The 19,453-nt window shown below is 56.8% G+C and carries 19 protein-coding genes; 14 read left to right on the plus strand and 5 right to left on the minus strand.

What is annotated here, in order from left to right:
- Positions 1-104: 104 nt before the first annotated feature.
- From fdrA to QE396_RS22235, 5 genes are read left to right on the plus strand one after another with little or no spacing between them, the layout of a single operon-like run.
- On the plus strand, positions 105-1,646 hold the full coding sequence (fdrA, locus tag QE396_RS22215; RefSeq protein WP_309952492.1) for an acyl-CoA synthetase FdrA: 1,542 nt from the start codon (positions 105-107) through the stop codon (positions 1,644-1,646).
- Positions 1,646-3,061, plus strand: coding sequence for a DUF1116 domain-containing protein (locus QE396_RS22220; RefSeq protein WP_047366123.1), 1,416 nt, complete (start codon positions 1,646-1,648; stop codon positions 3,059-3,061). The genes fdrA and QE396_RS22220 overlap by 1 nt, the downstream gene beginning before the upstream one ends.
- A gap of 11 nt (positions 3,062-3,072) precedes the next feature.
- Positions 3,073-4,617 carry a hypothetical protein gene (locus QE396_RS22225; RefSeq protein WP_014171302.1) on the plus strand — a complete coding sequence of 515 codons (1,545 nt, stop codon included), beginning with the start codon at positions 3,073-3,075 and terminating at the stop codon, positions 4,615-4,617.
- A 44-nt stretch (positions 4,618-4,661) separates the two neighbouring features.
- The gene (locus tag QE396_RS22230; RefSeq protein ID WP_279257781.1) at positions 4,662-5,612 is read left to right on the plus strand and encodes a carbamate kinase family protein; all 951 of its coding nucleotides are present in this window, start codon (positions 4,662-4,664) and stop codon (positions 5,610-5,612) included.
- A gap of 16 nt (positions 5,613-5,628) precedes the next feature.
- The gene (locus QE396_RS22235) at positions 5,629-7,008 is read left to right on the plus strand and encodes an amidohydrolase family protein (RefSeq protein WP_309952497.1); all 1,380 of its coding nucleotides are present in this window, start codon (positions 5,629-5,631) and stop codon (positions 7,006-7,008) included.
- Positions 7,009-7,026: 18 nt separating this feature from the next.
- Here the strand turns inward: QE396_RS22235 and QE396_RS22240 are convergent, their stop codons facing one another.
- Positions 7,027-7,947: a LysR substrate-binding domain-containing protein gene (locus QE396_RS22240; protein ID WP_020883878.1), complete on the minus strand. Its 921-nt coding sequence runs from the start codon at positions 7,945-7,947 to the stop codon at positions 7,027-7,029.
- Positions 7,948-8,228: 281 nt separating this feature from the next.
- Here QE396_RS22240 and QE396_RS22245 point away from each other — a divergent pair, with 281 nt between their 5' ends.
- The 5 genes from QE396_RS22245 (at position 8,229) to QE396_RS22265 (ending at position 13,010) form a co-directional block, all read left to right on the plus strand.
- Positions 8,229-9,560, plus strand: a complete 1,332-nt coding sequence (locus QE396_RS22245; RefSeq protein ID WP_032678819.1) for an MFS transporter — start codon at positions 8,229-8,231, stop codon at positions 9,558-9,560.
- 36 nt (positions 9,561-9,596) lie between these two features.
- Complete coding sequence (locus QE396_RS22250; protein ID WP_047366121.1) at positions 9,597-10,346, plus strand: SDR family NAD(P)-dependent oxidoreductase; 750 nt, start codon at positions 9,597-9,599, stop codon at positions 10,344-10,346.
- A gap of 12 nt (positions 10,347-10,358) precedes the next feature.
- Positions 10,359-11,204, plus strand: coding sequence for a transketolase (locus QE396_RS22255; protein WP_020883879.1), 846 nt, complete (start codon positions 10,359-10,361; stop codon positions 11,202-11,204).
- Positions 11,204-12,202: a transketolase family protein gene (locus QE396_RS22260; protein ID WP_020883880.1), complete on the plus strand. Its 999-nt coding sequence runs from the start codon at positions 11,204-11,206 to the stop codon at positions 12,200-12,202. Before QE396_RS22255 ends, QE396_RS22260 begins: the two co-directional genes overlap by 1 nt.
- Positions 12,203-12,275: 73 nt before the next feature.
- On the plus strand, positions 12,276-13,010 hold the full coding sequence (locus QE396_RS22265; RefSeq protein ID WP_047366120.1) for a class I SAM-dependent methyltransferase: 735 nt from the start codon (positions 12,276-12,278) through the stop codon (positions 13,008-13,010).
- Here the strand turns inward: QE396_RS22265 and QE396_RS22270 are convergent.
- The gene (locus QE396_RS22270; protein ID WP_309952503.1) at positions 13,004-13,606 is read right to left on the minus strand and encodes a short chain dehydrogenase; all 603 of its coding nucleotides are present in this window, start codon (positions 13,604-13,606) and stop codon (positions 13,004-13,006) included. The genes QE396_RS22265 and QE396_RS22270 overlap by 7 nt on opposite strands.
- 97 nt (positions 13,607-13,703) lie before the next feature.
- Between QE396_RS22270 and QE396_RS22275 the strand changes: the two genes are divergently transcribed.
- The 3 genes from QE396_RS22275 to QE396_RS22285 all read left to right on the plus strand — a co-directional run bounded on the left by QE396_RS22275 (position 13,704) and on the right by QE396_RS22285 (position 16,463).
- Positions 13,704-14,612 (plus strand): LysR family transcriptional regulator, encoded by a 909-nt coding sequence (locus tag QE396_RS22275; RefSeq protein WP_032678815.1) that lies wholly within the window; start codon positions 13,704-13,706, stop codon positions 14,610-14,612.
- Positions 14,613-14,677: 65 nt separating this feature from the next.
- The gene (locus tag QE396_RS22280) at positions 14,678-15,859 is read left to right on the plus strand and encodes a PLP-dependent aminotransferase family protein (RefSeq protein WP_025203411.1); all 1,182 of its coding nucleotides are present in this window, start codon (positions 14,678-14,680) and stop codon (positions 15,857-15,859) included.
- Between the two features lie 85 nt (positions 15,860-15,944).
- Positions 15,945-16,463 (plus strand): DUF6622 family protein, encoded by a 519-nt coding sequence (locus tag QE396_RS22285; RefSeq protein ID WP_047366118.1) that lies wholly within the window; start codon positions 15,945-15,947, stop codon positions 16,461-16,463.
- Positions 16,464-16,465: 2 nt separating this feature from the next.
- Here QE396_RS22285 and QE396_RS22290 read toward each other — a convergent pair whose 3' ends face one another.
- The gene (locus QE396_RS22290) at positions 16,466-16,885 is read right to left on the minus strand and encodes a hypothetical protein (RefSeq protein WP_020883886.1); all 420 of its coding nucleotides are present in this window, start codon (positions 16,883-16,885) and stop codon (positions 16,466-16,468) included.
- Between the two features lie 69 nt (positions 16,886-16,954).
- On the opposite strand from QE396_RS22290, the gene QE396_RS22295 reads away from it, so the two are divergent.
- Complete coding sequence (locus tag QE396_RS22295) at positions 16,955-17,713, plus strand: helix-turn-helix transcriptional regulator (RefSeq protein WP_309952507.1); 759 nt, start codon at positions 16,955-16,957, stop codon at positions 17,711-17,713.
- On the opposite strand, the gene nudI is transcribed toward QE396_RS22295, so the two are convergent.
- Entirely contained in the window at positions 17,685-18,110 is a 426-nt protein-coding gene (gene nudI, locus QE396_RS22300) for a nucleoside triphosphatase NudI (RefSeq protein ID WP_044868767.1), read from the minus strand. The two genes, QE396_RS22295 and nudI, sit on opposite strands and share 29 nt — an antisense overlap.
- A gap of 171 nt (positions 18,111-18,281) precedes the next feature.
- Positions 18,282-19,451: an HlyD family efflux transporter periplasmic adaptor subunit gene (locus QE396_RS22305; RefSeq protein ID WP_086462978.1), complete on the minus strand. Its 1,170-nt coding sequence runs from the start codon at positions 19,449-19,451 to the stop codon at positions 18,282-18,284.
- Positions 19,452-19,453 lie beyond the last annotated feature (2 nt).

The following is a 19,453-nucleotide window of genomic DNA, read 5'->3' on the forward strand; positions in this document are numbered from 1 at the left end:
CCTTCGGCCAGCCTTTTCCGGCTGGTCGCTCATTCAGACAGTATTTTACCGACGTGCCTATTGCACGACGGCGGCCCCCTTTTATCCTCATTCAGGAGAAAATAATGCCCACCAAAATCGTCATAAAAAAGAATACCTATTTTGACTCGGTGTCATTGATGTCGGTTTCCACGAAGGCCAATAAATTGCCGGGCGTTGAGCAGGCTTTTGTGGCTATGGCGACAGAAATGAACAAAGGCGTATTAAAAAATCTCGGGCTATTAACGCCGGAATTAGCGGATGCCAAAAACGGCGACTTAATGATTGTGATTAAAGGCGAGGCGGCGAATGACGAAACGCTGGCAGCCATCGAAGCGCTTTTCACCCGCAAGGAGAGCGGCGGGAGCCATGAAGCGCGTTATGCCACCCTTGCCAGTGCGAAAACCCATCGTCCTGAGAGCAACCTGGCGGTGATTTCGGTAAACGGCACGTTTGCCGCCCGCGAAGCACGTCAGGCGCTGGAAAACGATCTCAACGTCATGCTCTTCTCCGACAACGTCAGCCTTGATGATGAACTGGCGCTGAAGCAGCTGGCACACCAGAAAGGGCTGCTGCTGATGGGGCCGGACTGCGGCACGGCCATTATCAACGGTACCGGGCTGTGCTTCGCCAATGCGGTGCGCCGCGGACCGATCGGTATTGTCGGGGCGTCCGGGACCGGCAGCCAGGAGCTGAGCGTGCGGATCCATGAATTCGGCGGCGGCGTGTCGCAGCTGATTGGCACCGGCGGGCGCGATCTGAGCGAAAAGATAGGTGGCCTGATGATGCTGGATGCCATCGCGATGCTGGACGCTGACGACGCCACCCAGGTGATTACCCTCATCTCTAAACCGCCTGCGCCGTCGGTGGCAGAAAAAGTGCTGGCCCGCGCCCGCACCTGCCGCAAACCGGTGGTGGTCTGTTTCCTCGGTCGTCATCAGCCGCCGGCTGATGACGGCAACCTGCAGTTCGCCCGTGGCACCAAAGAGGCGGCGCTGAAGGCCGTGCTGTTAACGGGGGTGAAAAAAGAGTCTCTCGACCTGCATCCGCTGAACTGGCCACTGATCGACGAGGTGCGTGCCCGGCTGACACCCCAGCAGAAATACATCCGCGGCCTGTTCTGCGGCGGCACCCTGTGCGATGAGGCCATGTTCGCCGCGCTGGAAAAGTTCGACGACGTCTACAGCAACATTCAACCCGATCCGGCGAAACGGCTGGACGATATCAACGTCAGTAAAGCCCACACCTTCCTTGATTTTGGCGATGACGATTTCACCCACGGCAAACCGCACCCGATGATCGATCCGACCAACCGCATCAGTCGCCTGTTGCAGGAGGCGCGTGACCCCGAGGTGGGCGTGATCGTGATGGACTTTGTCCTGGGCTTTGGCGCGCACGAGGATCCGGTCGGCGTGATGCTTGAGGCCATAAAAGAGGCGCAGGCGACGGCGAAAGCTGATAACCGTCCGCTGGCAATTCTCGGCTATGTGCTCGGAACCGACCAGGACTCACCGTCCCTGGCACAGCAGTGTCAGCTTCTGACCGAGGCAGGGGTGATCTGGGCGAGCAGCAGCACCAACACCGGATTACTGGCACGTGAATTTGTCTTTAAAGGGGAGACTGCCTGATGACGACCTTATTTAACCAGCCGTTAAACGTGATTAACGTCGGTATCGCGCTGTTCAGTGCGGATCTCAAAAAGCAGCATATCCCCGTGACCCAGCTCGACTGGACGCCGCCGGGGCAGGGGAATTTGCAGGTTGTAGAGGCGCTGGATCAGTTGGCCCTTGCGCCACTGGCTGACAAAATCGCCGCCGCCAATAAGATTGCCCTTGAGCGCATTATCCAGTCCCATCCGGTGCTGGTGGGCTTCGACCAGGCGATGAACGTTGTGCCGGGCATGACCCGCACCACCATTCTGCACGCCGGTCCGCCCGTCAGCTGGGAAAACATGTGTGGCGCAATGAAAGGGGCCGTGACCGGGGCGCTGGTGTTTGAAGGGCTGGCACGCGATATCGACGACGCGGAGCGCGTGGCGGCGTCAGGGGCGATCACCTTCTCGCCCTGCCACGAGCATGACTGCGTAGGTTCAATGGCGGGCGTCACTTCGGCATCGATGTTTATGCACATCGTTGAGAACAAAACCTACGGCAACCGGGCGTTCACTAACCTTAGCGAGCAGATGGCGAAGATCCTGCGCATGGGTGCCAACGACCAGAGCGTTATTGACCGCCTGAACTGGATGCGTGACGTGCTCGGCCCGATGCTGCGCGATGCCATGAAAATCATCGGTGAAATCGACCTGCGCCTGATGCTGGCCCAGGCGCTGCACATGGGCGACGAGTGCCATAACCGCAACAACGCCGGCACCACGCTGCTGATCCAGGCGTTGACGCCCGGGCTGATTCAGGCCGGGTATCCGGTGGCACAGCAGCGTGAGGTGTTTGAGTTCGTCGCCAGCAGCGATTACTTCTCCGGCCCGACGTGGATGGCGATGTGTAAAGCCGCCATGGATGCCGCACACGGTATTGAGTACAGCACCGTGGTCACCACCATGGCGCGTAACGGCTACGAGTTCGGCCTGCGCATCTCCGGGCTGCCGGGGCAGTGGTTCACCGGCCCGGCGCAGCAGGTGATAGGGCCCATGTTCGCGGGCTACAGGCCGGAAGACTCCGGGCTGGATATTGGCGACAGCGCCATTACCGAAACCTACGGTATCGGTGGTTTTGCGATGGCTACAGCCCCTGCGATCGTCGCACTGGTGGGTGGCACGGTGGATGAAGCCATCGATTTCTCCCGTCAGATGCGCGAGATCACCCTCGGTGAAAACCCGAACGTCACCATTCCGCTGCTCTCGTTTATGGGCATTCCAACCGCCATCGACATCACAAAAGTCGCGGGCAGCGGCATTCTACCGGTCATTAATACCGCCATTGCTCACAAAGATGCAGGCATTGGCATGATTGGGGCGGGCATCGTTCACCCGCCGTTTAGCTGTTTTGAAAAGGCGCTGTTGACCTTCCGCGATCGCTACTTTTTATAAGGCATGCATCCATGAAAAACATGAAACTGGAGTGGAAAAGAGGTGACTGGGCGGCGTATTTCGGGTTGATGACCAACAACCTGACCAATTTGCTGACCATGATGGGGCTGCTCATTTTTGTCGTCGGCATCCCGAAGGAGATTGTTTATGGACGCATTGCGCCAGCCTTCGGGCTGGCGGTGCTGGTCGCGAGCGTCTGCTACGCGTGGTTTGGCCTGCAGATGGCGCGCCAGACCGGGCGTACGGATGTCACCGCGTTGCCGTCTGGCCCAAGCGCGCCGTCAATTTTCACCGTGACCTTTCTGGTGCTGATGCCGGTCTACCAGCAAACCGGTGATGCGGATTTCGCTATCCAGATTGGTCTGGTGTGGTGCTTCGTGGAGGCGATGATTCTGGCGGGCGGTTCGTTCCTGGGGGAAACCATCCGCAAGATGATCCCGCGTACCGTCCTGCTGTCTTGCCTGTCCGGGCTGGGCCTGCTGCTGCTGGCGATGAACCCGATGCTGCAGGCGTTTGAGGCACCTACCGTGTCGTTCATCGTGCTGCTGCTGATCTTTATTAACTGGTTTGGTAAAAAGCCGATCTTCGCCAAAATCCCGACCGGCCTGCTCTTGCTGATTGCCGGTACCGCGCTGGCGTGGATCTCCGGTCTGCAAAGCCCGGAGGCCATCAAAGCCTCAATGTCGTCGTTTGGCTTTAACCCGCCGGAAGTGCATGTCGACAGCTTTATGCAGGGACTGCCACACGCATTACCGTACCTGGCCTCTGCCGTCCCGCTGGGTCTGGCGAACTACATTTTTGACCTGGAAAACATCGAAAGCGCCCACGCGGCGGGGGATGAGTACCCGACCCGCAAGGTGATGCTGGCAAACGGGCTGGCCTCCATGCTCGGGTGTCTGATGGGTAACCCGTTCCCGGTGACGGTTTACGTCGGCCACGCGGGCTGGAAAGCGATGGGGGCCAGCATTGGCTACACGCTGGCCTCCGGTGTGACCATGTTTATCGTGCCGCTGTTCGGGCTGGGGGCGTTTATGCTCGCCATCATACCGATGACCGCCATCGTGCCGATTCTGGTGTTTATCGGGGTGGTGACCGCCAACCAGGTAGTAAGGGAAACGCCCAAAGTGGAGGTCCCCGTGATCTTCATCTGCCTGTTCCCGTGGATCGCCAACTGGGCGTTGACCATGATGAACAGCGTGATGGGCGCGGCGGGGACCAGTGCGGCGAAAATTGGCACCGACGTGCTGCACAGCAAAGGTATCTACTACCAGGGACTGGTGCATCTGGGTAACGGCGCACCGCTCGCCAGCATGCTGTGGGGCTGCATCGCTATCTTCGCCATCATCAACAAACCGCTGCGCGGAGCCGTGGCTGCCGCCGTTGGAGCGTTGCTGGCGCTGTTCGGCGTGATCCACGCGCCAGTGGTTGGCTTTGCCGAAGGCAGTTCGCTGATGTTTGTCACGGCCTACCTGATGATGGGGGGCATGTTTGTGGTGAAGCATTTTCTTGATAGCCGCGACGCGGTGAGCGCGGCAGCGCCGGTTTCGGAGTCCTGATAATGGCTGATGTCCTCACCCCGCACCATTTCAAAGGAAACACTATGAAAGAGCTCATGGTCGTCGCCATTGGCGGCAACAGCATTATCAAAGATAACGCCAGTCAGTCCATTGAACACCAGTCACAGGCCGTGAAACTGGTTGCAGAGTCAGTGCTGGAGATGCTGGCGTCTGACTATGACATCGTGCTCACTCACGGCAACGGCCCCCAGGTGGGGCTGGATCTGCGCCGCGCTGAAATTGCTCACGAGCGGGAAGGGCTACCCCTCACGCCGCTGGCAAACTGCGTGGCGGATACCCAGGGCGGTATCGGCTACCTGATTCAGCAGGCGCTCAATAACCGCATGGCCGCCCACGGCGAGCAAAAAGCGGTCACGGTCGTCACGCAGGTGGAAGTCGATAAACACGATCCGGGTTTCGCCCATCCCACCAAACCTATCGGCGCGTTTTTCAGTGAGACGCAGCGTGATGCGCTCCAGCATGCCCATCCTGACTGGCATTTTGTTGAAGACGCCGGGCGCGGTTATCGCCGGGTGGTGGCCTCGCCGCAGCCGCTGCGTATCGTTGAAGCGGAGGCTATCAAGACCCTGACGCAAAAAGGCTTTGTGGTGATCGGGGCGGGCGGTGGTGGTATTCCGGTGGTGCGCACAGCGCAGGGGGATTACCAGAGCGTCGATGCGGTGATTGATAAAGATCTCTCGACCGCGCTGCTGGCCCGCGAGATCCATGCCGACGTGCTGGTGATCACCACCGGGGTGGAGAAAGTGTGCATCAACTTTGGTAAGCCGGACCAGCAGGCGCTGGATACGGTGAATGTGGCGCAGATGAAACGCTACGTGTCGGAGGGGCACTTCCCGGCGGGCAGCATGCTGCCGAAAATCGTCGCCTCGCTGGCGTTTCTGAACGACGGCGGCAAGCGCGTGATCATCACCTCGCCGGACTGCCTGCCTGCGGCGCTGCGCGGTGAGACCGGTACCCACATTGTGAATGCGTAAGTAAAAGGAAGAGAAGATGAGTGAGAATAAAAGCCGACGCGAGTTTATTAGCCAGAGCGGCAAAATGGTTACCGCCTGCGCCCTGTTTGGCACCACTGGCTCCGTCGCGTATGCTGCAGAGACCGCGAAACCACGTTGTGAGACAGGCAAACCGATGAACATTACCGCCAGACACTACTACCTGGATAACGTGCTGCTGGAGGCCGGGTTCAACGTTGACGGCGGCGTGGCGACAAGCACCCGCACCGAACTGAAAACACTCGAAATTAATGACGGCAAAATTGTCGCCCTGCGTGATAACAAAAGCCATGCCGATGCCACGCTGCCACACTATGATGCAGGCAGTAAGCTGATGCTGCCGGCGATGCGCGACATGCATATCCACCTGGATAAAACCTTTTACGGTGGTCCCTGGCATTCCCTTAACCGCCCGGCGGGCACGACCATTCAGGACATGATCCGTCTTGAACAAAAATTGCTGCCAGAGTTACAGCCCTACACGCAGGAGCGTGCGGAAAAGCTTATCGATCTAATCCAGTCGAAAGGCTCCACCCTCGCCCGCAGCCACTGCAATATTGAGCCGACATCCGGCCTGAAGAATCTGGAAAATCTCCAGGCCGTCTTAGCGCGCCGCAAGCCGGGGTTTGACTGTGAAATTGTCGCCTTCCCGCAGCACGGCTTGCTGTTATCGCACTCCGAAACGCTGATGCGCGAGGCCATGCAGGCTGGCGCACACTACGTGGGCGGTCTGGATCCAACTAACGTGGACGGTGCGATGGAAAAATCCCTCGACACGATGTTCCAGATTGCGCTGGATTATGACAAAGGGGTGGACATCCACCTGCATGAAACCAGCCCGGCAGGCGTCGCGGCGGTGAACTACATGGTAGAGACCGTGGAGAAAACGCCCGCGCTGAAGGGGAAACTGACCATCAGCCACGCCTTCGCGCTGGCCACGCTCAACGAGCAGCAGGTCGATGAAATCGCCACCCGCATGGCGGCGCAGCAGGTGACCATTGCCTCTACGGTGCCGATTGGCACCCTGCATATGCCGCTGAAGCAACTCCGTGACAAGGGGGGGTTCGTCATGACCGGCACCGACAGCGTCATTGACCACTGGTCGCCGTATGGACTGGGGGATATGCTGGAAAAAGCCAATCTTTACGCCCAGCTCTATATTCGCCCGAATGAACAGACGCTCTCCCGCGCGCTGGGTATCGCCACCGGTGATGTGCTGCCGTTGAACGACAAAGGCGAGCGCGTGTGGCCAAAAGCGCAGGACGATGCCAGCTTTGTGCTGGTGGACGCTTCCTGTTCCGCCGAGGCCGTGGCGCGGATTTCACCGCGTACCGCGACCTTCCATAAGGGCCATCTTGTGTGGGGCACCGTCTCCTGACGCCACGTCGGGGTATTGCTACAGGTGATACCCCGACAGACGCAGCTCGCGATCAATCCATTCAACAAACTGCTGGATCTTCCAGGTGCGTTCGTTCATGTGCGGCATCACCAGATGATGCGCATTAATGGCGATCCCCGTTTCATCTGGTAGCACCTGCACCAGGGAGCCATCGTTCAGGTGATCGGTGGCCATCATCTTGCTTTCCAGAATAAATCCCAGCCCCATGCGCGCGGCTTCAAAGCTCATGTAAGAACGATCAAAACTCAGGCTGAAGTTGAGCCAGGGGCGGTCGATATTGTGCCAGGCAAACCATTTTTCCCAGTTGACGAGAGTGCTGGTCGACGAGATAAGCGCCTGTGAAAGCAGGTCCTGCGGCGTGTTGACGGGATGTGCACGCAGATATGCCGGTGAGGCCAGCACCACCAGCGCATCGTTTTTAATGGTCATGACCCTGTAAGCGTCCCAGTCCGGGATGCCGTGGCGAATATCAATATCGATGTTATCGCGTGCAAACTGCAGGTTCTCATAGGAGCAGGAAAGATTGACCGTAATATCCGGGTATTCACTGCGAAATTTGCCGAGCCGGCGCAACAACCACGTCAGGCCAAACGTTGGTGAAGAGTGAACGCGCAATACCGGATTATCAGCCTCTTTCATCACCTGTTCGGTTGCACGGCCGATGGCGCTCATCGCTGCGGAGACGTCGCGCAGATATTTTTCCCCCGTCGGGGTCAGGGTCACGCCTTTGCCGCTGCGGATAAATAACTTCTTCCCCATCCAGGATTCCAGCGAGGCGATCTGATGACTGACGGCTGACGCGGTGACGTTAAGCTGTTCGGCTGCCAGATGGATACTGAGAGAGTTGGCCACGGCGATAAAGGACTGAATATTTCGCAGCGAGGGTATGGGGAGGGTCTGGCGATCCTGCGCGGGCATGGCCCACTCCTTTTAAACGAGACAATTTTAAAAAACATAACATTGCGGCATCGTGTCAGCAATTTTTACCCAGCTGAATGGATTAAACATGATCCTGTTCACAGTGTTTTATCGATGAATATTGATGAGGGTTACATTTTATTTTTATGACCTGCATCGCGTATCAAATTTATCTCAGCAATAAATGAGTTTTATTGAATGGTGTTTCGTTCGATAGCCGATATATTGACGTTGAACGCATAAATAAAACGACTCACGTTGTTCGAATAATGAGGTAAAACATGTCTCGTATAGAACAAGTTGCCCCCTACATAGCGACAAAGAAAACCAATTACCGTTTCGTTGTGCTGGCATTAATTTTTATTGTGTATGCCATTAACTATGCCGACCGAACAAATATTGGTGCTGTACTTCCTTTTATCATCGACGAGTTTCATATCAATAATTTCGAAGCCGGTGCGATCGCCAGTATGTTCTTTTTGGGATACGCCCTGAGCCAAATACCGGCGGGCTTTTTTATCGCCAAAAAGGGCATTCGCGGGATGGTGGCGCTGTCGATATTTGGCTTCTCGGCGTTTACCTGGTTGATGGGGACTGCGACCTCAGTGCTGGGCCTGAAGTTTATCCGCCTCGGGCTGGGGTTAACCGAGGGGCCATGCCCGGTGGGGTTGGCATCAACGATCAATAACTGGTTTCCACCAAAAGAGAAGGCCACGGCGACCGGCGTCTATATTGCTGCCACCATGTTTGCCCCCATTCTGGTGCCGCCGCTGGCAGTGTGGATTGCCATGACATGGGGCTGGCGCTGGGTCTTTTTCTCTTTTGCTATTCCGGGGCTGGTCATTGCTGTCCTGTGGTATTTACTGGTACGTACCCGGCCTTCCGAGAGCCCTTTCGTGTCAAAGGCCGAACTGGAGACCATCACCGCAGGTCAGGCGACACCGGATGCCAGACGGGAAAATATCGTGATTTCCCCCGGCTTCTCCCGCCTTGACCGTTTGATTCGCGTACGGGATCTGTCGCCCATCAGCACGGTAAAAGGTCTGTTCACATCGAAAAATATTCTCGGTGACTGTGTGGCCTACTTCATGATGGTCAGCGTGCTGTATGGCCTGTTGACCTGGATACCGCTTTATCTGGTGAAAGAAAAAGGCTTTACGTTCATGAGTATGGGCCTCGTCGCGAGTATGCCGTGTATCGGCGGTTTTATCGGCGCGATTTTTGGCGGCTATGTCTCCGATAAATGGCTCGGGCGCAGGCGTAAACCGACCATGATGTTTACAGCCATCAGCACCGTACTGATGATGGTCATCATGCTGAATATCCCGCAAAGCACCGTTGCGGTTTGTGTCGGCCTCTTTTTTGTTGGTCTCTGTCTGAATATAGGCTGGCCCGCCTTCACCGCTTATGGAATGGCCGTCGCGGACAGCAAAACGTATCCCATCGCCGCATCAATTATTAATAGCGGCGGTAATCTCGGCGGATTTGTTTCGCCGATGCTGGCAGGTTATCTGCTGGATAAAACAGGAAGCTTTAATTCTGTCTTTATTTATTTCGGTATTTGTGCAGCAATTGGATTAGTCATGATTATCTTGCTGGAAGAACCGAAATAATAAATAAAACCTCTCTTACAATACTGGAGTAAATATATGCTTCTGAAAGATAAAGTCGCCGTGATTACCGGCGCGGCTTCTGTGCGCGGTTTGGGTTTCGCCACGGCAAAATTATATGCCGAGCAGGGCGCGAAAGTGGTCATTATTGATTTAGATGCCGAGGCCAGCCAGCATGCGGCTGCATGTCTGGGTGAAGGGCATCTGGGGCTTGCGGCAAACGTCAGCAACGAGTTGCAGGTGAACGCAGCCATTGAGCAGGTTCTGGGTAAATATGGGCGCATCGACATTCTGGTGAATAACGCCGGGATAACCCAGCCGCTCAAACTGATGGATATTAAGCGCGACAATTACGATGCCGTACTGGATGTCAGCCTGCGCGGTACGCTGCTGATGTCCCAGGCGGTGATTCCCACTCTGCGCGCGCAGAAGTCCGGCAGCATTGTCTGTATCTCTTCAGTTTCGGCACAGCGCGGCGGCGGTATTTTTGGCGGCCCGCACTACAGCGCTGCAAAAGCCGGCGTGCTGGGGCTGGCCAAAGCCATGGCCCGTGAGCTTGGGCCGGATAACGTGCGCGTGAACTGCATCACCCCGGGGCTTATCCAGACGGACATCACCGCTGGCAAGCTGAGCGATGAGATGAAAACCGCCATTCTGGCGGGTATTCCGCTCAACCGTCTTGGTGATGCACAGGATGTTGCCCGTGCCGCGCTGTTCCTGGGGAGCGATCTCTCTTCTTATTCCACCGGTATCACGCTCGACGTGAACGGCGGCATGCTGATCCATTAAGGGGAGACGAGAATGACGAATACGACAGTTCAACAGGTTGCCGCGGCCGCGTGGCGCATTCGCCGCTACGCGCTGCGAATGGGCGAAGTACAAGGTCAGGGCTATATCGGTCAGGCGCTGGGCTATGCCGACGTGCTGGCAACTGCGTTTGCGCACGGTATGACTTTCAGGGCTCAGGAGCCGGAGTGGGAAGGCCGCGACCGCTTCCTGCTCTCCCACGGACATTACGCCATTGCGTATTATGCGGCGTTGATCGAGGCGGGGATCGTTCCTGAAGAGGAACTTGAAACCTACGGCTCGGATGACAGCCGCCTGCCGATGTCCGGCATGGCAACGTATACGCCCGGCATGGAGATCTCCGGCGGTTCTCTGGGGCAGGGACTCAGCATTGGTGTGGGAATGGCGCTGGGGCTGAAACACAAACAGAGCACGGCGTGGGTAATTAACTCCATGTCTGACGGTGAGCTGGACGAAGGTTCGACCTGGGAAGCCGCCATGTCAGCCGCGCATCATGGGCTCTCGAACCTGATTGTGCTGGTGGACATTAACCGGCAACAGGCGGACGGTAATTCACATAACATCCTCGGTTTTGAGCCGCTGGAAGATAAGTGGACCTCCTTTGGCTGGTATGTACAACGCGTTAACGGTAACGATATCCCCGCGCTGGTGTCGGCGTTTGATAATGCCAGACGCTATCCCGAACAACAGCCGCGCGTCATCTTGTGCGACACGCTGATGGGCAAGGGCGTGCCTTTCCTCGAGCAGCGTGACAAGAACCATTTTATTCGCGTGGATGCCGATGAGTGGCAACAGGCGCTCGCCGTGCTCGATGCGAATAAACCAGAAGGAGTCCTGTAATGAGCCAGCCCGTCGAAAATAAACCGCGTTTAACCACCTCCGCCATGATTGCCTCAATTGCAGAGGAAGGGCAGGAAACCCGGGCCGCGCCGTTTGGCCACGCGCTGGTGAAACTGGCGGCTCAGCGCCAGAACATTGTCGGCATGACGGCAGATTTATCGAAATATACCGACCTGCATATCTTTGCTCAGGCATACCCTGAACGTTTCTTTCAGATGGGAATGGCGGAACAGCTGTTAATGGGGGCGGCAGGTGGGATGGCCAAAGAGGGCTTTATTCCCTTTGCCACCACCTATGCCGTGTTCGCCACCCGCCGTGCCTACGATTTTATTCATCAGGTCATTGCTGAGGAACACCTCAACGTCAAGATTTGCGCCGCGCTGCCGGGGTTGACCACCGGCTACGGGCCAAGCCATCAGGCAACGGAAGATATTGCGATCATGCGCGGCATTCCGGGCATGACCATTATCGATCCTTGCGATGCGATTGACACCGAACAGGCGGTGCCTGCCATTGCCAGCCACGAAGGGCCGGTTTATATGCGTTTGTTACGCGGTAAGGTTCCGGTGGTGCTGGATCAGTACAATTACCGGTTTGAAATAGGCAAAGCCGCGCTGCTGGAAGAGGGCAGTGATGTGCTGATTATCGCCTCAGGGCTGATGACCATGCGCGCACTGGAGGCGGCAAAGCAGTTGCGCAAGGATAATGTCAGCGTGGCGGTACTTCACTCACCCACGATTAAGCCCCTGGATGAAGCGACCATTCTGGCGCAAGCCGCGAAACCCGGACGTCTGGTTATTGTGGCTGAAAACCACAGTAGCGTTGGCGGGCTTTGTGAAGCCGTGGCGTCGCTGTTGATGCGCCATCGCGTTAACGTCGACTTTGATACCGTTGCGTTGCCGGATGCGTTCCTTGATGCGGGTGCGCTACCGACCCTTCACGCGCGTTACGGGATTTCGACTGCCGCCATGGTGGAGAAGATCCGGCGCAGGCTCTGATTTTCAGACGGGTATGTTGTCAACGGGCGAGGGGTGTTTTACCCTCGCCTCTGTTGCGATAAAGGAGTCCGTCATGGCACAAAACATCTACGACAACCCGGCGTTTTTTGAAGGCTATGCCCGGCTACCGCGTTCGGTGCAGGGTCTGGACGGCGCACCGGAATGGCCTGCGCTGAAAAGCATGCTGCCACCGTTATCCGGCAAGTCAGTTATCGATCTTGGCTGCGGTTACGGCTGGTTCTGTCGCGCTGCACGCGCGCTGGGGGCGACAGAAGTGACCGGCGTTGATCTCTCCGAAAAGATGCTCGCCCGGGCGGCTGAACTGACGGATGACGCGCAAATTCACTATCAGCGCAGCGATCTGGCATCTCTGGCGTTACCTGAGAACAGCGTTGATTTGATCTACAGTTCACTGGCGCTGCACTACCTGCCGGCGCTGGAGACCCTGTTTGAGAAAATCCGGCGGGCGCTTAAACCCGGCGGCAGCCTCGTCTTTTCAATGGAACATCCGATTTACACCTGCGCCACACGTCAGGGCTGGCTAACCGACGACAACGGCGAGCGTTTCTGGGGCGTTAATCGCTATCAGGATGAGGGCGAGCGCGTCAGCAACTGGCTGGCGGACGGGGTGATCAAATACCACCGTACGCTGGGTACCACGCTCAATGCGCTTATTAAGGCGGGGCTGACAATAACGGAAGTGAACGAATGGGGACCAACGCAGGCACAAATTGATGCCTGGCCCGCGCTGGCCGAAGAGGCGGAACGTCCGATGCTGGTCCTGATTTCTGCCGCTAAGGCTCAGTAACCCACTTTATACACCCGTCCATTCTGCACTCCTTCCACGCTGCGACGATAGGCCTGCGCCACCGTTGCGGCGGGAACACTTTCAAAGCCCGGGAAGAAGCCTTCGTACGCTTCCGCTGATTCGGTAAGCACCGTCGGGCTAATCAGGTTGATGCGGATCCCGCGCGGCAGTTCACAGGCCGCGGCGCGGACAAACCCTTCCAGGGCGGCGTTCACCGTGGTGGCATTCACCCCCTGAGCGATAGGCTCATGCGCCACGATCCCGCTTATCAGGGTGATGGAGCCGCCTTCGTTGAGATAATGCTGGCCGGTCAACGCCAGACGAACCTGTCCCAGCAGCTTATCCTGCAAGCCCTGGTTGAAATCGCTGTCTTTCATGGTCGCGAGCGGGCCGAAGTGCAGGCCGCCACTGGCAGAGACAATCGCATCCACCGCACCGATGTTTTCAAACAATGCCTGGACGCTTGCCTGAGAGGTGATATCCACCTGGTAGTCGCCCTGCGTGCGACCCACGCGGATCACGTCGTGGCGACGGCTCAGCTCTTCTGTTACCGCAAGACCGACCGTACCGCTGGCACCAATAATCACGATTTTCATAGCTGACTCCTTAGGTTGTGAGCCTTCATTCTTTAATAAATCAAAACTCAGATAAACTGGGCTAAAGTTAGAGGATTGCTAACCAAGGGTTTGGAATATGGATAAGCTTCGCAGCATGGAGACCTTCATTGCTGTCGTTGAGAGCGGCAGTTTTACCGGCGCGGCAGGCCGGCTGGAGATGTCGGCGGTGATGGTGGGGAAGTACATTGCGTTGCTGGAGTCTCAGCTCGGTACCCGGCTGCTGGAGCGAAACACGCGGCGTCAAAGTCTGACGGATGCCGGGCGGGTCTATTTCGACGAGGCGAAGCGGGTGCTGGAGCAGGTCTCTATCGCCGAAAGCGCGGTTGAGCGACTGCGTGCCGCCCCAGCCGGGACCTTGCGGGTCACGGCGCCCACCTCGTTTGGGGGGTGTGTGATAGCCCCTCTCACCGCGACCTTTTTGCAGCGCTACCCGGACGTGCGCGTGGAGCTGGATCTGACCAACCGGATGGTGGATCTGGTGGATGAAGGGGTCGATCTGGCCATTCGCATCGGTGACATTCATAACGACGATCTGGTGGCGAAGTACCTCTGCCCGTACCGAATGGTGATCTGCGCGGCCCCGGCGTATCTGGCGCGTTACGGCACGCCGCGAACGCCTGCCGATCTGGCGGATCATCTCTGCCTGTCACACACGGTGTGGACCGCACGTAACGAATGGCGGCTGCCGGGGGTTGAAGGCGAGATGCGCTGGAAGCGCGATGCCATTCTGCGCTGCAACGATGGCTATGGGCTACGGATGGCGGCGAGAGCGGGGGCGGGATTATTACTGCAACCCGAAGTGCTGGTGGCAGAAGAGCTGGCGAGCGGCAGGCTGGTGCAGGTGCTGGAGAACTACACGCCTGCGCCACGACCGGTACATTTGCTGTGGCGCCAGGATTTACGTCCGCTACCCAAGCTCACGCAATTTGTCGCGCATATTCTGCAGGGCGCGGAATATTTCGGCCATGCAGTTGAAGAAAAGTAATTATCAAAGCCGCAGACTTATGCTACTAAGATTAGGCACATTATAAAAAAGAAGGTAAGCAAAGAATGTCTGTGAATAAACTCGCCAGCAGCGCACAGGGCCTGCAATCATCAGCCATCCGTGAATTATTAAAACATAGCAAAATGGCCGGGGTGATTTCGCTGGGTGGCGGTATTCCTAACCCTGCACTGTTCGATCATGAAGGCCTGAAAATTGCCGCTGATGCCGTATTATCACAGCATTTTGGTGAAGCTTTTCAGTACGGTCTGACCGAAGGCATCCCGGGGCTGCGTGAAGAAATTAAGCTCATCTGTGAAGGCCGTGGGATCGCCTGCAAGGCCGATGACGTGGTCATTACGTCCGGTTCGCAACAATCTCTTGACGTGCTGGCGCGGGCGTTAATTAACCCGGGCGACACCGTCGTCGTCGAACGTCCAACGTATCTCGCGGCACTGCAGGTATTTGGTCTGGCACAGGCCAAATTTGAATCCGTGGGCACCGATGGCGACGGAATGAAAGTGGATGAACTTGAAGCACTGGTGGCGAATAAAACCATCAAGGCGGTTTATATTGTTCCGACATTTGGTAACCCGGGTGGGGTAACGCTTTCTGAGGTGCGTCGTAAACAGCTGGTGGAATTATCGAAGCGCTATGACTTCGTTATTATCGAAGACGATCCGTACAGCGAAATTAATTATACCGATGAAGTGTTCCGCCCGTTAATTGCCCATGCCAAAGATATCGGCAATGAAGAGAACGTTGTCTATACCTCGACCTTCTCCAAAATCCTCGCCCCGGGCACTCGTGTGGGCTGGGTGCTGGTACCGGAGTGGCTGAAACGCGCGGTGGTTAATCTCAAGCAAACCACCGATCTGCACACCAGCACGCTGTCACAGCTGATGACCTATGAGTACCTGAAAACCGGTCGTCTGGCCGATCAGATTAAAATGATCCGTGAAGCATACCGCCAGAAATACCAGACCTTTGCAAATGAACTGGAGGCGGAACTGGGTGATGTCATGTCGTTCCATAAGCCGAAGGGCGGAATGTTCCTGTGGGCCAAAATGAACAATGGCATCAACACCACGCGCTGGCTGGAAAAAACGTTAAGCAACGGCGTGGTTTTTGTGCCGGGTGAGTTCTTCTTTTGCAATGAGCCAGACCATACGACGCTGCGCATGTCGTTTGTCACGCCAACCGATGAAGAGCTGAAAGAGGCGGTTCGTCGCCTGAAAAAATCGCTGTAACAGACCTGCGCATAATGGCACCTGTGCTGTTATGCGCATTACTTGTGCAGTGCGGCCAGCGCCGCAAGCGTTCATGGTGAATCCCATGTTTGAATTTCTGATCGGTATCCTCACGCACACCCCCGTCTGGGTGTGGGTTCTGTTTATCTTTCTTATCTCACGCGGCCTCAATGCCCGTAAGCCTGCCACCGTTACGCTGGAAAGGCTGGCCATCATTCCTGCCATCTTTCTTATCTGGGATATCTACGATCTGGTGGTCTATCGCGATCTTACTCTCGCGACGGTGGCCCTTTGGGTTGCGGGGATTGTGGCGGGCGCGGCGCTGGGGTATGTGCTGATTAAGCAGACGGTCATCACCCGCACCGACGCGCCGCGCACCCTTTATCGCCAGCCGGACTACACGGCACTGCCGTTTATGATGCTGGCATTTGGGGTGAAATACGTGCTGGGGGTGATGAACGCCCTCTCTCCCCAGACGTTGCAACAGCCCGCCATGAGCGCGCTGGCGATAGTCTCCGGCGGGGTATTTGCCGGGGTCTTTATCGGGAAGTTTACGCGCTATGTAGGGGTATATCTCAGCAGCGCACCGCAACCGGCTGAGTAACGTTAGCCCGTTGCATGGGCCAGCGCGCGAGCAGAAGCTTCACCGTTGGCTACTCGCGTGACTTCGTGGATCCGGCAGATTTTTCCTGCGCACAGCGTGGCAAACATATAAACCTCTATTTCAGCCTGATGGCCTTCGGGATACGTGACGGTCACGATATGCCGGTCAGCCAGCAGTGTGTCATGACACCCTATCTGTTCCACGCGGAAGGCGATATCGCGGATCTGCGAACGCACGTGCTCCAGGTGCTGAATAAAGCCAGAATAATCAAGAGAGTGACCGTCCGTGATCTGCTGATACTCTGGCGAAAAAACGTCTTTCGGATCAATTTCGCCTTTAAACAGGCCGGTCAGTAAACGGGACATTTCCTCACGCAAAATAGCATTGTCAGACTGGGTAATCAGGCGGGTGATGATGTTCATGGTGATTCCTCGTTGCGTTGAGCCGCCATTATCCTTGACAGACAGAGACGTAGTTTCTGTAATAAGCCAATGAATAACGATTTTCGGCCAAATAACGTGGTCAGCTTCGAGACACTTTTGCATTCAGGTGGATACCATACGCCGTGGCACAGCCATCAGGCCGGTCAGCTCTGGCGGATTACGACGGGTCTGCTGGTTGTCGAAACAGCGTCTGGGCGTTCGGTTGTACCGGCGCAACATATCGGCTGGATCCCGCCTGGTCAGGAGCATGCTGCCTTTTCCGGAAGTGCGATTGACGGTCGTGCGATCTATCTGGATCCCGCAGGGTGTGACGCGCTGCCCGGTGAAACGACGCTTTTCGAACCCGACGAGCTCACCAGCGCGCTGTTTTCACGCTTAAACGCTGAAGGAAGCGGGTACGATCCGCGAAAGCTCACCCTGCTGCTGGATGAACTGGCGCGGGGCCGTCAGGTGCGCTATCTGCTGCCCATGCCAGCCGATCCCCGATTAAAGAAGGTAGCCAGCCATCTGATGCAACGTGTGGACGACAACCAGACGGTTGAGCACTATGCCTCCCTTGCGGGAATGAGCGTGCGGACATTCCACCGTCGGTTTAGCGCGGAAACGGGAATGAACGTTGTTAACTGGCGGCAACTTGCCCGCGTCATGCGGGCAATGGAGTGGCTGGCAGCAGGTAAACCGGTTGGCTGGATCGCGCTGTCGTGCGGCTACAACAGTATCAGCGCGTTTATTGAGGTTTTCAGGGCCTTTACCGGCAAAACGCCCGGGCAGTGGGCGCTTAAAGAAGCCCCTTCTGTGCGAAGGTAATGCGCGTGGCTTCGTTCAGATCCAGTGCTTTAAGTGCTTCCGGGCGAACCCAGGCAACCTCCTGAAACTCGTCGTTAAACGTTACCTGCCGATTTGCGCTGATGCAGTCGAAAATCAGGTAAATCATATAAATCTCTTCCGTGGTGCCATCGGCATAGGTTTTCACCCGAATGTCGTCGCGAAACGCCCAGGGTTTGACCTCCGTGATCTCCAGCGCGTCGCCCAGCTCTTCGCGAATTTCACGGCGCAGCGCCTGCTCCATGGTTTCTCCCGGCTCCATCCCGCCGCCCGATAACGCCCACTGGCCGGGAAATACGCCGCGGTCATCGGCCATTTTGCACAGCAGATACGCCCCGTCGTTCTGAATGATGGGGCAGACAATAGTTCGTTGACGCATGGTTTCTTCCTGAAAAATGAGTTTGGGCTATTTTAACAGAAGGCGGAAAGGGAAGAGGTAAACGAGGTCAGACTTTCGCCGCTGGCTTAAGCGGTATTGTTGCGGGTTATGGATGCCATGACTCCGGCCCTCTTCCACGAGGAGAGGGCCGGAGAAACAAACCGCCAGTGATTAGCGCTCTCGCAGCGCCTCTTTCGCCCGGTTGAACGGCTTGATCATGTAATCCAGCACCGTTTTCTCACCGGTTTTAATGTCCACCGTCGCAATCATCCCCGGCACGATTGAGAAGTGCCTGCCTGCTTTATTCACCAGGTAATCCTGGCTGGTGCGGATAAATACCCGGTAATAGAACACCTCCGGCTTGGCTTCGTCCTGAATAGTGTCCGGCGAAATGGTTTCAACCACGCCGTGCAGCCCGCCATAAATGGCGTAATCGTAGGCGGTGATTTTTACCAGCGCTTCCTGATTCGGGTGGATAAAGGCGATATCGCGCGGGGAGAGACGGGTTTCGATCAGCAGGTGATCGTCCACCGGTACAATCTCCATCAGCTCGCCGTTAGGCGGGATGACGCCACCGATGGTGGTGACTTTGATGTTTTTCACGATCCCGCGCACCGGAGATTTCACCGTTAAGCGGGTCACTGAATCCTCGCGGCCTTTGAGGATCGCCGAGACCATATCCACTTCAGCGTTGGCCTTGGATAACGCCTCGCGGGCCTGAACATAGTACTGGGATCGCACGTCGGTGAGTTTCAGCTCCAGATCGCTTTTCTGCCGCTGCAGGCGCAGTACCTCCACGTGGCTGGCGGCGCCGGTTTTCACCAGACGCTGAGTGATCGCCAGCTCCTTATTCGCAAGATCCAATGCCGCACGCAGCTCCCGCTGGGTATCTTCCAGCTGCGCACGGCGTGAGTTATAGAGCCGGGTTTCGGCGGCGGTCAGATCGGTCCACTTCGCCAGCGAAGGGGGAAATTTCAGCGGCAGATCGTTTACCTCGGCGTACAGTCGCACGCTGGAGGCCAGCGAGGCACGGTAGCGCGCCGCGCTTTCACCAACGTTAGATTCTGAACGCGTGGGATCGAGCCGCGCCAGCACTTGTCCGGCCTGCACCTGGTCACCCTCATGGACGTTCAGCTCGGTGAGGATCCCCCCGTCGAGCGACTGTAAAACCTGCTCGCGCGAACTGGGGATCACTTTGCCCGTGCCGGTTGAGACTTCATCCAGCACGCCAAACCACGCCCAGACGCCAAGTACCACGAACATCAGTAAAGAGAAGATAACAATCCGCCGCGCACCGGTGTAGCCGCTTTCGGAGTCGAGCGCATTGTCCAGGTCGTCCATTG

Source organism: Enterobacter sp. SORGH_AS_0287 (assembly GCF_031453695.1).
GTDB lineage: Bacteria > Pseudomonadota > Gammaproteobacteria > Enterobacterales > Enterobacteriaceae > Enterobacter > Enterobacter ludwigii.